Origin of the sequence: Bacillus sp. LK2 (genome assembly GCF_001043575.1) — a bacterium.
Classification (GTDB): domain Bacteria; phylum Bacillota; class Bacilli; order Bacillales; family Bacillaceae_G; genus Bacillus_A; species Bacillus_A paramycoides.
In genome coordinates this window covers 1-12,655 of record NZ_LDUK01000018.1, presented here as the reverse complement: position 1 = coordinate 12,655, position 12,655 = coordinate 1, and the positions used below count along the sequence as shown (strand labels likewise).

General features: G+C 36.5%; 13 protein-coding genes, 1 other RNA gene and 1 riboswitch. Of the genes, 1 reads left to right on the top strand and 13 read right to left on the bottom strand.

Features of this window, described 5'->3' with window-relative positions:
- Positions 1-88 precede the first annotated feature (88 nt).
- The gene (locus VK90_RS12810) at positions 89-1,252 is read left to right on the top strand and encodes a DUF418 domain-containing protein (protein ID WP_048373238.1); all 1,164 of its coding nucleotides are present in this window, start codon (positions 89-91) and stop codon (positions 1,250-1,252) included.
- Between the two features lie 15 nt (positions 1,253-1,267).
- Here the strand turns inward: VK90_RS12810 and pbuX are convergent, their stop codons facing one another.
- The 13 genes from pbuX to VK90_RS12750 form a co-directional block, all read right to left on the bottom strand.
- On the bottom strand, positions 1,268-2,590 hold the full coding sequence (pbuX, locus tag VK90_RS12805; RefSeq protein ID WP_002171211.1) for a xanthine permease PbuX: 1,323 nt from the start codon (positions 2,588-2,590) through the stop codon (positions 1,268-1,270).
- A gap of 2 nt (positions 2,591-2,592) precedes the next feature.
- The gene (locus tag VK90_RS12800) at positions 2,593-3,186 is read right to left on the bottom strand and encodes a xanthine phosphoribosyltransferase (protein WP_002171210.1); all 594 of its coding nucleotides are present in this window, start codon (positions 3,184-3,186) and stop codon (positions 2,593-2,595) included.
- A gap of 107 nt (positions 3,187-3,293) precedes the next feature.
- Positions 3,294-3,395, bottom strand: a riboswitch (purine riboswitch).
- A gap of 116 nt (positions 3,396-3,511) precedes the next feature.
- Positions 3,512-4,258, bottom strand: a complete 747-nt coding sequence (locus VK90_RS12795; RefSeq protein ID WP_048373236.1) for a type I methionyl aminopeptidase — start codon at positions 4,256-4,258, stop codon at positions 3,512-3,514.
- Between the two features lie 161 nt (positions 4,259-4,419).
- On the bottom strand, positions 4,420-4,893 hold the full coding sequence (locus VK90_RS12790; RefSeq protein WP_048373234.1) for a GNAT family N-acetyltransferase: 474 nt from the start codon (positions 4,891-4,893) through the stop codon (positions 4,420-4,422).
- Between the two features lie 50 nt (positions 4,894-4,943).
- The gene (gene ypwA / locus VK90_RS12785; RefSeq protein WP_048373232.1) at positions 4,944-6,461 is read right to left on the bottom strand and encodes a carboxypeptidase; all 1,518 of its coding nucleotides are present in this window, start codon (positions 6,459-6,461) and stop codon (positions 4,944-4,946) included.
- Positions 6,462-6,583: 122 nt separating this feature from the next.
- Complete coding sequence (locus VK90_RS12780; RefSeq protein ID WP_048373230.1) at positions 6,584-8,521, bottom strand: ATP-dependent DNA helicase; 1,938 nt, start codon at positions 8,519-8,521, stop codon at positions 6,584-6,586.
- A gap of 138 nt (positions 8,522-8,659) precedes the next feature.
- Positions 8,660-8,842, bottom strand: coding sequence for a DUF3921 domain-containing protein (locus VK90_RS12775; RefSeq protein ID WP_002171205.1), 183 nt, complete (start codon positions 8,840-8,842; stop codon positions 8,660-8,662).
- Positions 8,843-8,904: 62 nt separating this feature from the next.
- Positions 8,905-10,044, bottom strand: coding sequence for a THUMP domain-containing class I SAM-dependent RNA methyltransferase (locus VK90_RS12770; protein WP_048373228.1), 1,140 nt, complete (start codon positions 10,042-10,044; stop codon positions 8,905-8,907).
- A 180-nt stretch (positions 10,045-10,224) separates the two neighbouring features.
- An RNA gene (rnpB, locus tag VK90_RS28565) (RNase P RNA component class B) lies at positions 10,225-10,616 on the bottom strand.
- 87 nt (positions 10,617-10,703) lie between these two features.
- The gene (gene gpsB / locus VK90_RS12765; protein ID WP_000622426.1) at positions 10,704-11,039 is read right to left on the bottom strand and encodes a cell division regulator GpsB; all 336 of its coding nucleotides are present in this window, start codon (positions 11,037-11,039) and stop codon (positions 10,704-10,706) included.
- Positions 11,040-11,136: 97 nt separating this feature from the next.
- Complete coding sequence (locus VK90_RS12760; protein WP_048373226.1) at positions 11,137-11,691, bottom strand: DUF1273 domain-containing protein; 555 nt, start codon at positions 11,689-11,691, stop codon at positions 11,137-11,139.
- A 56-nt stretch (positions 11,692-11,747) separates the two neighbouring features.
- Positions 11,748-12,164: a CotD family spore coat protein gene (locus tag VK90_RS12755; protein ID WP_048373224.1), complete on the bottom strand. Its 417-nt coding sequence runs from the start codon at positions 12,162-12,164 to the stop codon at positions 11,748-11,750.
- Between the two features lie 155 nt (positions 12,165-12,319).
- On the bottom strand, positions 12,320-12,655 hold a 336-nt coding region (locus tag VK90_RS12750), incomplete at its 5' end, for a YppG family protein (RefSeq protein WP_048373222.1).

Below are 12,655 nucleotides of genomic sequence, written 5' to 3'. Positions count from 1 at the left end.
AACAGTTTTAAAAATTGGAAATCCCCCCTAGCTCCGCCATCTTACATTTTGTATAATAAAAGGGAATTACTTATCAAGGAGGAAAATAATGACACAAAATCTTTCACAAGGCGATAGGATACACTCCATCGATATTATTAGAGGCATAGCTGTACTTGGTATTTTTCTTGTTAACTGGCCAGTTATCGCTGGTGTTGACTCTCGAGACATTTCAGGCGTTTACGAGGGATTAGATAGCTATATTCGCTTATTTTATGACATGTTTATTCAAACGAAGTTTTATACTATTTTTTCATTTTTATTTGGATTAGGTTTCTATATCTTTATGAATCGTGCTGAGGCGAAAACAGATCGTCCGAAAACTTTATTTGTTCGCCGCCTGCTCATTTTATTACTATTTGGTTTCTTGCATTACGTTCTTTTATGGGACGGAGACATCCTACATAGTTATGCCATCGCTGGATTTTTCTTATTCCTATTTTATAAGAGAGAGCCTCGTACTATTTTAATATGGGCTTTAGTTTTACTAAGTGTTTTTCAATTTTTCATGCTAATCGCTAGTATAGTGGTTGCCTTAGTACCAAAGGCAGAGTTAGGATTTTCCTTACCGATCATGCCACTTGAAGATTGGATGTCACAAATACAAAATCGTTTCCATGCATTTTATTCTGAAGGAATTGGACTAAATGTATTCATGCTCCCAGAAACAGTTGGGCTATTTTTACTTGGTTTATACGCTGGCAAAAAAGATATTTTCCGCCGCACGAAAGAGTTAGATCCAAAACTTAAAAAGTGGCAAATCATTATGTTCATTTTGACATTACCAATGTGGTTCTTCATGGTCCGTTACTTCTTATCAAAACCATCTTATGAACCATTTTATATGCAAGCCTTTACAATGTTTAGCGGAAAAACATTATTTATCTTCTACATTTTCACACTGATGCGCTTATTACAAAAAGAAAGATGGCAAAAAATATTACGCCCGTTCCAATATGTCGGACGAATGGCATTAACAAACTATATTTCACATACAATTATTACGTTAATTGTATTCGGCTTAATTTTGAAAAATTATTATCCTGCTCCATTATGGGTTGGACCACTATTTTGCATCGGGTTCTACACATTACAAATCTTTGTTAGCCATTGGTGGCTTTCTCGTTACCAATACGGGCCACTTGAATATATATGGCGCTTAGGTACGTACGGAAAGATGATGCCACTTAAAAAGAAAAGCAAGGTCTCATAATGAGACCTTGCTTTTTTATGCTTCTCTTACTGCACTTTGCATAGAGACTGGCTCTTCTTTTACTTTCACTTTACGCTGCGGTACCATATTAAACACGATATTTAACAGAACTGCTGATGCACTTCCAAGTACAATTCCATTATCTGTTAAAATACGAATACTTTCAGGCAGCTGCGAGAATAACGTTGGAACAACTGTAACACCAAGCCCGATTCCGACAGAACATGCAACAATTAATAAATTTTCTTGTTTTCCAAAATCAACACTACTTAACATTTTAATGCCATAAGCCATTACCATGCCGAACATTGCTAACATCGCACCGCCAAGTACTGATTTCGGAATAATTGTTGTAATTGCTGCGATTTTAGGAATAAATCCAAGAGCGATTAACATACCACCACAAGTATAAATAATAACGCGATTTCTTACTCCAGTTAATTGAACAAGACCTACGTTTTGAGAGTATGTTGTATACGGAAAAGCGTTGAAAATACCGCCTAATATCATTGCTAATCCTTCTGCACGATAACCTTTTGTTAATTCTTTTTCACCAATCTTTTTATTGCAAATATCAGATAATGCAAAATATACACCTGTTGCTTCCACAATCCCTACGCAAGCAACAAGAATCATCGTAATAATTGGTGTTAATTCAAATGTTGGTGTACCGAAGTAAAATGGCTGAATACCGTGGAACCAATCCGCTTCTCCAACCGCTTGCAAACTTACTTTCCCCATAAATGCTGCAACGATTGTACCGAACAAAAGACCCAGTAATATAGAGATTGAACGGATAAATCCGTCAAAGAAACGATACATAATGATGATAAATAATAAAACCCCAAATGCTAACGCTAAATTTTCAAGACTACCGAAATCTTTACTTCCTACTCCTCCAGCCATATCATTAATTGCTGCTGGAACAAGTGTAACTCCAATTACGGTAACGACAGATCCTGTTACAACAGGTGGAAACAGTTTTACAAGCTTTCCAAATAATTTCGCAAAAATAACAACGAATAACCCCGCAGCAATAATTGCTCCATAAATAGAAGATACGCCGTATTGTTTCCCGATTGCAATCATCGGTCCAACCGCTGTAAATGTACAACCAAGTACAACTGGAAGTCCAATACCGAAAAAGCGATTTGATAAGGCTTGTAAAATTGTCGCAACGCCGCACATTAATAAATCAATTGAGACTAAATATGTTAACTCTTTTTGATTTAAACCAAGTCCGCCGCCCACAATAAGCGGAACGATAATTGCACCAGCATACATAGCAAGCATGTGCTGAATACCAAGCGATGCGATTTTAAATGGGTGCTGCTTCATTGTTAGTTCACCTCCGCAGTTTCTTGCTGTACAAATGTAACTGTGCCGTTATCAAGTGATGCAATTTCTGCTAGTGATTCAACACGAACGCCCTGTTCACGCAGTTTCTTTCCTCCATCTTGAAATGCTTTTTCAATAACAATACCAATTCCTGCAATACTTGCTCCGGCTTGCTCTACTAAGCTCATCAAACCTAAAGCAGCCTGACCGTTTGCTAAAAAGTCATCAATGATTAACACGCGATCATTTTCATCGATATGATTTCGAGATAATGAAATTTCGTTCGTTTCTTGTTTTGTAAATGAGTATACTTTCGCAACATACATATTATCTTGTAACGTTAACGATTTACGCTTTCTTGCAAAAATCACTTTTACACCAAGCTCTAATGCAGCCATAACTGCTGGTGCAATGCCAGAAGATTCAATCGTCACGATTTTTGTAATGTTATCTTCTTTAAAACGTTTAGCAAATTCTTTTCCGATTTCTTGCATAAGTACTGGATCAATTTGATGATTTAAAAATGCATCTACCTTTAATACATCTCCAGATAAAACCTTTCCTTCGTTCAAAATCTTTTCTTGTAATACTTTCATGTTTGTTCCCCCTCTTATGCAATAAAAAAACTCCAAAAGCCGCCACCACTCGTTACAAGTGAGAGACGTGCTTTTGGAGTTTCGCAAAAAAGAATGCTAAACAAGCAAATATATTCGTCCTCACTCATAGTCGAAGTATTTACGGTACTTCGGTAGAAACTTGCAGGCCATATCCCCGCGATTATATGAGTGTAGCTAACTATTTATTTTATAGAAGGATTATAACGCACTTTTTATACTTTGAAAAGCATTTATCCAAAAAACACGTACGAATTTTATAAAAACACTATTTTCGTTCGAGTTTTGTAAACTCTTACATTTCTTATTACTGCGTCGTTAAGATGACTGGCCCATCTTTTGTAATTACAATTGTATGCTCATATTGAGCAGATAATTTCCCATCCATCGTTCGTGCAGTCCATCCGTTTAAATCTACTTTATAATACCTCATACCTACATTTACAATCGGTTCAATTGTAATTACCATTCCTTCTTGTAGTTCTGGTCCTTGTCCTGGCTTCCCAAAATGAAAAATTGCTGGTTCTTCATGAATCTCTTTACCAATCCCATGTCCCGTAAAATCTCTTGCAACAGAAAAACCTTCAGAAGCTACATAACTTTCAATTGCATAGCCAATATCTCCTACATGATTACCGATTATCGCCTGATCAATCCCTTTATACAAAGCATTCTCAGTTACTAACAATAACCTTTTTGTTTCATCAGAAATATCCCCTACTATATACGTCCATGCAGAATCTGAGAGTGCACCATTTAAGTTTACTACCATATCAATTGTTACAATATCTCCTTCCTGTAAAGGTACATTACTAGGAAAACCGTGACACATTTCATCGTTTACAGATGCACATATCGCGTATGGATACCCGTTGTAACCTTTCTGTTCAGATATTGCACCATGGTCTCTTAAATACATTTCAACAAACGTATCAATTTCTTTTGTAGTTATACCTGATTTCATCATTTTCGCAATTTCTCTATGACATGAAGCAAGTAATTTTCCAGATTCATGCATCAAATCTATTTCATTTTTCGTTTTAATTGTAATCATGTTATCTCTCCTTGCTAAACTTGCTATTTGCTACTTAAGTTCAATCATACACACCCTCTTCCAAAATTTCAAAACTTCAAATTACACCAAGTATAAAAACAAACATCATTTATTTCTACTTTTAACACCAAAATAAAAAACAGAAGAGTTCCTTCTGTTTTTTAATCATTTTTACATAGATAGTTCATTTTCAAAAACTCAAAACAACCGCCATTTGTTTTCTGAATAAACGTCCCAACTGCTTCAAATCCTGCCCTTTTATATACTTTAATTGCTCTTTCATTAAATGTCGCTACTGATAATGTTCTATAATTGCAGCCGTATTTTTCTTTACTAAAATCTAGTCCAGCGTTTACGAACTTTAAACCCAATCCATTGCCAGTTATATCAGGTCTCATTCCAAGTCCCATATCAACCGTTCGATTATTTATTTTACAAAAGCTAAAGAAACCAATTGTGGTATCGATTTCCTTCACCGAAAATGTATGATTTCCCCTCATCTCACCATTTAAAAACTCAGCTAAATCTTCTTGATCTGCCTCCATATTATAAAAAGAATACTCCCCTTCATAATGCCAGTTGTGTGCAATTTCTTCTGCTTCCTTTTGCGTCATTACCGTAAAAACATATCCCATCACTACACTCCCCTTTCAAAAAAAAAAGCTGCAATTAAGCAGCTCTTTTTTTATAACTCATAAATTTCTTTATACTTCGCTTCTAAATAATCAGCTAGGTAGTTTGCATTTAAACCTTCACCAGTCACATCTTCTAAAATTTCAAGTGGCTTCTTCGTTTTACCATATTGGTGAATATTCTCTGTTAACCATTCACGAATTGGTGTCACGTTTCCATCTTCTAATAATGCATCAAAGTTCGGAATATCTTTTAACATCCTCTGTTTAAATTGCGCAGCATACATATAACCAAGCGCATAAGATGGGAAATAGCCAAATGAGCCGCCAGCCCAGTGAACGTCTTGTAATACACCTTGCGCATCGTTTTCCGGACAAATTCCTAAATACGTTTCCATCTTATCATTCCATGCTGCTGGTAACTCCTTTACTTGCAGTGTGCCATCAAATAATTCTTTCTCCAGCTCATAGCGAACCATAACGTGAAGCGGATATGTAAGCTCATCTGCTTCTATACGAATGAATGACGGCTTCGATTCGTTAATCGCATCATAAAACTCATCCACTGATATATCATCAAATTGACCATCGCTATATTGTTTTAATAAATCATAATTTTTCTTCCAGAATGATTTATTACGGCCGATAAAGTTTTCAAAGAATAACGATTGTGATTCGTGAATACCCATAGATGTTCCACTGCAAAGCGGTGTACCTTCTAATTCCTCTGCAATGTTTTGTTCATATACAGCATGACCACATTCATGAATCGTGCCGAAAACAGCCATACGGAAGTCTTTCTCATCATAGCGAGTCGTAATACGAACATCTCCTCTATTTAATGTAATTTCAAAAGGATGTACCGTTTCATCAAGACGACCCGCTTCAAAGTTATAATTCAACTGTTTCAATAACTCTAAAGTAAAGTTCTTTTGTTGCTCTTTTGAAAAATGTTCGGATAAAGAATTTGTTTTCAGTTCTTTTTTAGACTCAGAAATTTCTTTTACAAGCGGAACGATCCGTTCACGCAATTGACCAAATACATGATCTAATACTTCTACTGTGATTCCTGGCTCATACATGTCTAATAGTGTATTATATTTATACGTTTCGTAACCCCAATATGTAATAAACTTCTTTTTGAATTCAACAATTTTTTCTAAATACGGACGGAACATTTCGAAGTCAGATTTTTCGCGAGCTTCTTCCCATACACTTTCCGCTTTCGCTTCTAATTTCACATACTCTTCATATTCCGCTTGTGGAATTTTCTTATTTCTATCATATTCTTTACGACACTCTTCAACCATTTTCTTTGTCGTTTCAGAAAGTTTATTTTCAGCAATTAATGATTCTAGTTCAGTTAAATAGTTCCCCATCTCATCTGAAGTTGACATTACAAACACTTCGGATGAAAGCATTCCAATTACTTCTGAACGCTGGTCTACACCTTGCTTTGGTGCACCTGTTCTTAAATCCCAAAACATTAAACTTAATGCTTCCCCATAATTCCCTATCTTCTTCACATATGCTAAAAATTGTTTTTCTACTTCATGTGTAGCAACTGTCATAGTATAAAAAACCTCCTTTTTCTACCTCAAAATTATTTCGACATTAAAACATAAATTCCTTTTCTAATAGAAAAAAAGCTTGGCAAGCGCCAAGCTTTTTCCTATAACAAATATTTTTTCACTTATAGTACTTTTCCTTCTACCGGAAGCACTTTCTTCACTGCTTCTATCACTTTTTCATCTTCACTTTCTGATAAGAATAATGATATAGCACCTTTATCTTCACTTGTACGAATTAAACGTCCAATTCCTTGACGAAGACGTAAAATCATATAAGGCACATCTACGTCCCAGAATGGATCATTTACATGTTTACGCTTCGCCTCAAACACAGGATCGTTTGGAGGGAATGGTAATGACCAAATAATAACATGTGATAATGATGAACCTGGAATGTCTAAACCTTCCCATAAATGAACGGCACAAAGTACAGTCTCTTCTTCATTTTGGAAACGAGAAACGAGCTGACTAATTTCTTGATCTCCTTCATATAGGAACGGAACTGACATTTGCTCTTTACTTACATATTCTTTAAACGCTGCAAGTTCTTGCGTTGTACGGAATAATACGAGTGTACGTCCATTTGTTTTTTGTATATTTTCAAGTGTATATTGACACTTTCTTTCCCATTCATTTTCTTTCGCACACGGAAGTAAGTTTACTGTCATTTGCTCTTCATAATCAAACGGCGAAGCAACTGAGAATGATAAGTAATCTTTTACCCCTAGACTATTTGCAGTGAATGCAAACGAATCGTTGTCCGATAATGTCGCAGAAGAGAAAATATACGGAATTTTCTTCGAGAATACTTTTTCTTGTAACACTTCTTCAACTGCACGCGGCATAATAACTAACGTGAAGGCACCGTCACCTTCTTCACCCCACGTAATTACATTTTTCTCGTGCATGAAAAGACGTAGTGAGTGCTCTAACACATCTAAATGCTCATCAACGATATTTAAATCGTATGTGTTTACTGTATGCATTTCACTTTCAAATACTAATGCGTCACCAACCTCACCGATTTTTGCATAAAGTCTATTCGCTTCAGCAGTAACCTTTTCCGTTACAGTAATTTCTAAACGATCAGAACCTTCAATTTCCTTTTTATTCTCTTGTAGTACCTCAAAGAATCGTTCAGTTTGCCAAATTGTTTCTTCTACTAAATGTGCAAACTCTTCACGAATATCGTTTTGTAACAATCTCGTTAAAAGTTGTTCCATCATTGTTTGCTTTAAACGATATGTTAAAGCTTTTTGCGCTGCATACTCCACAAGATGTCCTTCATCGAATACAACACAGCTACTTTCAGGTAATAACGGAATTTGCCCTTCACGTTTACGAGCATCATACGTCCAAATATGATCCATATAGAAGTCTTGAGAACAAATAATTAGATCTGCAGCTTTACGATAATGTTCACGAGAAAGTGTTTGACCACAACGATGACGAGAATCACAAGTGAAGCAATCTTGGAAGTAATCCCAGTTTACTTTTGACCATTCCTCGTCATTTAATAGTGGAAATTCTTTTCGATCACCATAGTGAGTAAAGTTTTGCATCGTACCATGATCGAATACGAACTGAGGTAATTCGTAATATACATCTTCAATTACTTCTGGAGCTCGTCCACTCATAACATCTTCAAGTTTACGTAAACATAAATAATTATCCATTGATTTCGCAAGTCTAACATCAACAGATAGTCCTAATGCTTCAGATAACTTAGCAATGTCTCCTTCTTCTTTCACAAGCTGCTCAATTAACGTTTCATCTGCGCAAGCGATAATAGCCGGTTTTCCAGTATAACGCGCGTAACAAATTGCATATAGAAGATATACAATTGTTTTCCCTGTTCCTACTCCCGCCTCTGCAAACATAACTTTCTTCTCTTGGAAAGCACGTTCTAACTGAAACGCCATAAAAATTTGCTCATCACGTTCTTCGAAGCCTTTTTCCGGAAGGATGTCGTAAAACACATCTCCAATCCACTCATTCAACTTATCATAAAAATTATCTTGTTTTCCTACTTCAAATGGTAACCTCTTCTCAGTAAACATCCTTAGCCTCCAACCAAAAAGTTTTTCTATAAAAAGATATAGCAACTGCTACTCATACGCGCGCAGTTGCTTTCCCCCTGTTGTGATACATAAAAATACACGAAAAAAATTTTCCTTTCGAAAAAGGAAAATTTTTTTCTATATTAATGACTTTAAATACCGTTTATCAATCGCTGTTTCATGTGACAGTGCCGATAAATACTCTTCCTGCGCTTTTTGTATTTCATCCGCAATTACGCCGTGACTATCCACTTCTTTTCCGAGCTCATCATACGTACGGTGAATAGCCTTTTGAATCATTGATAATTGGAAACCATCCATATCGCTTCCTCCTTTTACGCATTACATAATAGCCAGTATATGCGCGCCGGAGGAGTTTTATACTATGAGTTACGCGGTGGACGTTTTCCGAAGTATTGGTAGTAATCTGTACGGATAAAGCCGTTAAACAACTTACGCTTCTTCGATGCATCTTTACCGTAACACTTCTCAAATGCTTCATAACTTGTTAATAAATACATTGACCACGTATCTAATGGGCGGAATACTTCTCCCATTTCTTTATATAATTTTTCAACAAGCGCTCTTTCACTTAAACGTTCTCCGTATGGAGGATTCGTTACAACATAGCCATATTCCTCTTTTGTTGTGAAATCTTTTACTTGCATTTGTTTAAATGATATAAGATCCCCTAGTCCAACTTCTTCTGCGTTATCTTGGGCAACTCTTATCATACGGTGATCGATATCTGACCCAATGATTTGCAATGGTTGATCATAATTTGCTAAATCTTCAGCTTCTTGACGAGCTTCGCGCCAATTTTGTTTACCAACCCAGCCCCATTCATCCGATGCAAAGCCTCGGTTAAATCCTGGTGCGATATTTTGTCCGATTAATGCAGCTTCAATTGGAATTGTTCCAGATCCACAGAAAGGATCAACGAAAGGACGATCCGGCTTCCAGTTTGTTAACTTAATTAAAGACGCGGCTAATGTTTCTTTTAAAGGCGCTTCACCTTGCTCAAGACGGTATCCACGTTTATGAAGACCTACACCACTCGCGTCAATTGTTAACGTTGCAATATCTTTCAACATTGCAATCTCAATACGGAATAACGGACCATCTTCTTCAAACCATGTTGTACGTCTATATGTTGTTTTTAATTTCTCAACGACAGCCTTTTTAACAATACGTTGGCAGTCTGATACACTAAATAATGTTGATTTCAAAGATTTTCCGATAACAGGGAATTCTCCGTTCTCTGGAATATAATCTCCCCAGTTTAACGCTTTTGTTTTTTCAAATAACTCATCGAATGTCGTTGCTTTAAATTCACCGACTTTAATTTTCACACGGTCCGCAGTACGTAACCATAAATTCGTACGACAAATCGCTTTTTCATCCGCTTCAAACGTTACCTTTCCGTTTTCCACTTCACATTCGTAACCAAGATCGCGAACTTCTCGGGCAACTAACGCTTCAATACCCATTGCCGCTGTTGCAATTAAAGTAACTTTTCCCATTTGCATTCACCTCTTATGTATAATCAAACAATAATTAATAACATGTTGTCCTATTAATTATTACATATTACGAAGAATCTTCTCATTTACCATTTTAACTCACTATTTATAACTTCATACAAATAAAAAGCCCTCCTCTAACAAAGGAGAGCTGAGTTATTTCATAGTTGGTTCATAACGTTCTGTAAGCCATGTTCTGTTCCTTTGTACTGCAAACGGCCCACGCCTCGTACTCCGGTGGCAATCATCTATCTACAGGTTACGAAAACCTGTCCTTTCCCATCGTTGATTTCCTTAGGAAAGATTCCCCTACCATTATTTGGGTTTCTCGCTCGTGGGGTTTACCTCGTTCCACTCCTATCATTTCTTCAAGGACTTCGTCACTGTGGCACTTTAAAGGTAGTCAAACCATATCCGAAAGGACTTAGGTTTTTTCCCTGCCGTTAAACCAGCCTTACAGCCAGAATACCCTAGCTTATGAATTGGCTAGGCACGAACACTACAGCCATCTCAGGCCGTGCGAGCATGGACTTTCCTCTACAACGTTGGCGTTGCAGCGATTACCCAAACGTTATGACATCCATTAGTATAGTGGAAACAAAAAGATTTTGCAATGTTTTTTTCTATGTAAAATGCTTTAACCTTTTTGTTACCTTGAATTATTCGTATAACTTGCTTCCAAATACAGCTTTTTCTAAATTAGATAGACGTTTTAAAATATCCGTATTCGTATTGTTATATACCGGTTGTGCAACTGGTGTTTGTACCGGTTGTTGCGGAACTTGTGTTGCCGCTACTTTCTGTTCTTCTAATTCACGTTTCAAACGAGCATTTTGTTGTTTTAATTGATCAAACTCCTTATGAAAGGCTTCATAGTCTTTAATAATCATATCAAGAAACTTATCTACTTCTTCTTGCTGATAACCTCTCATACCTGTTTTAAATTCTTTTTCTAAAATATCTTTCGCCGTTAATTTAATTTTATCCGAAATCATTTTCTTCACCTCAAATTTTTGCCAAAACTTTCATTAACTAAATTTTTTCAGAAACAACGCCTTTTGTCAATCATATATACGAGCACTATATTACATATTACTCTGCATTATTCCATTGTTCCTCTTCTATTATATCTTGTAAATCAGAAAAAAGAATGAAATAACTGTGATAATTTTCTATTTCTCCTTTTTTCTTTGCTGCTTCTACAATATATTTCGGGCTCCCAGGCTTTTCTTCATCATATACCGCTAAAAGCGCATCGCTTTTTTCAATAAAAAATTGATTCTTTAATTTAAATTGCTCCGGGCTTTCGTACTTCCGTTTCGTAATACTATCAATGTGATCTGCTTGCGAAAGAATATGCTCGTAATATTCACGGTTATCTTCCTTCCAATTTTCTTCTTGCTCTAAAAAAGGGGTAAATACCGCTAATTTCAAATCCGGATACTCTACTTGAATCTCAAAAACAACTTCAGCAGCCCATAACTCGACTCCTAACTGGCCACTTATAATAACCCACTCCAAACCTTCTTCTACAAAGGCCGTTAATTTACGATGCAACGCCTTTTTTATACATTCTACTCCTGGATGATCATTTTTAAATATTCCAAATTCAAATGGCTTATATCCTGTTACAGCAGCAACTTTCATACCAACACTCCAATTACAAAAAAAGAACTAGCATTTTGCTAGTTCTAACATATCATTTACTTTTTAAACATTCCACCAACATTTGGTCCCATATTTGGTCCAAATGGAGATACATTCGGTCCTGGTCCAAATGGAGATATTTGATGCCCGTGGTGATGATGGTGATGATGGCCATGACCACATGGTCCATATCCACCACCGAATCCACCACCGAATCCACCGCCAACTCCACCAACAAATCCTGGATCACCAGGGTCCACAACATTTACGTTCGAGTTTGTTTGTGGGAAGAAGCCTTGATTTTTAATTTGTTGATGGTGTACATGTGTTGTATGCGTTGGGAAAATGTGTGGCACCACCGTTGTTGAAAAAGAATGTGTTACGCATTGTTTCGTCGGATGAATGACAGGAGCAGTTGTACAAATAGGTCCTGTTGGCTTCTGCCCCCCAAAGCAAGGATGACAATGATGCATAGTTTTTCTCTCCTCTCTCATAAAAAAAATCTGACTACACTTTACAATATGAGAAAGGAGGTAAGGCCGCTTGTTATATATACCCATTTATTTCACGGAAATTTATCTAGTGCTGCATTTCATTCATCATATACATTACGGACAACACCCTACTATCATTTACCAAAGAACCCCCCGACTTGCTTAACAATCCCCGTCACTTGATTCATCGCATTCATCATTTGTCCAGCTGTATTCATCATTTTATTCACATCATAGCTACCATCTGATGTTTTAAATTGTGAAACAAAACTAGAAAACTGACTTGGTTGCTGTTGCTTTTGTTTATTCATTGTTGGGTATGGTTGTTTTGGTGGATAAAACATAGCCTGTTGATTTACATATTGAGTTGGTGGCATGTAGTATTGTGAATTCATATACATTTGTTGCGGTTGATCTGTATACATTTGCTGGGGCTGATTCATATACGTTTGTTGCGGTTGATCCGTATA

Bases quoted from the DNA above. Each gene is read 5' to 3' on its own strand.
- VK90_RS12810 (WP_048373238.1), top strand. From the start codon at position 89: ATGACACAAAATCTTTCACAAGGCGATAGGATACACTCCATCGATATT.
- pbuX (WP_002171211.1), bottom strand. From the start codon at position 2,590: ATGAAGCAGCACCCATTTAAAATCGCATCGCTTGGTATTCAGCACATG.
- VK90_RS12800 (WP_002171210.1), bottom strand. From the start codon at position 3,186: ATGAAAGTATTACAAGAAAAGATTTTGAACGAAGGAAAGGTTTTATCT.
- VK90_RS12795 (WP_048373236.1), bottom strand. From the start codon at position 4,258: ATGATTACAATTAAAACGAAAAATGAAATAGATTTGATGCATGAATCT.
- VK90_RS12790 (WP_048373234.1), bottom strand. From the start codon at position 4,893: ATGGGATATGTTTTTACGGTAATGACGCAAAAGGAAGCAGAAGAAATT.
- ypwA (WP_048373232.1), bottom strand. From the start codon at position 6,461: ATGACAGTTGCTACACATGAAGTAGAAAAACAATTTTTAGCATATGTG.
- VK90_RS12780 (WP_048373230.1), bottom strand. From the start codon at position 8,521: ATGTTTACTGAGAAGAGGTTACCATTTGAAGTAGGAAAACAAGATAAT.
- VK90_RS12775 (WP_002171205.1), bottom strand. From the start codon at position 8,842: ATGGATGGTTTCCAATTATCAATGATTCAAAAGGCTATTCACCGTACG.
- VK90_RS12770 (WP_048373228.1), bottom strand. From the start codon at position 10,044: ATGGGAAAAGTTACTTTAATTGCAACAGCGGCAATGGGTATTGAAGCG.
- gpsB (WP_000622426.1), bottom strand. From the start codon at position 11,039: ATGATTTCGGATAAAATTAAATTAACGGCGAAAGATATTTTAGAAAAA.
- VK90_RS12760 (WP_048373226.1), bottom strand. From the start codon at position 11,691: ATGAAAGTTGCTGCTGTAACAGGATATAAGCCATTTGAATTTGGAATA.
- VK90_RS12755 (WP_048373224.1), bottom strand. From the start codon at position 12,164: ATGCATCATTGTCATCCTTGCTTTGGGGGGCAGAAGCCAACAGGACCT.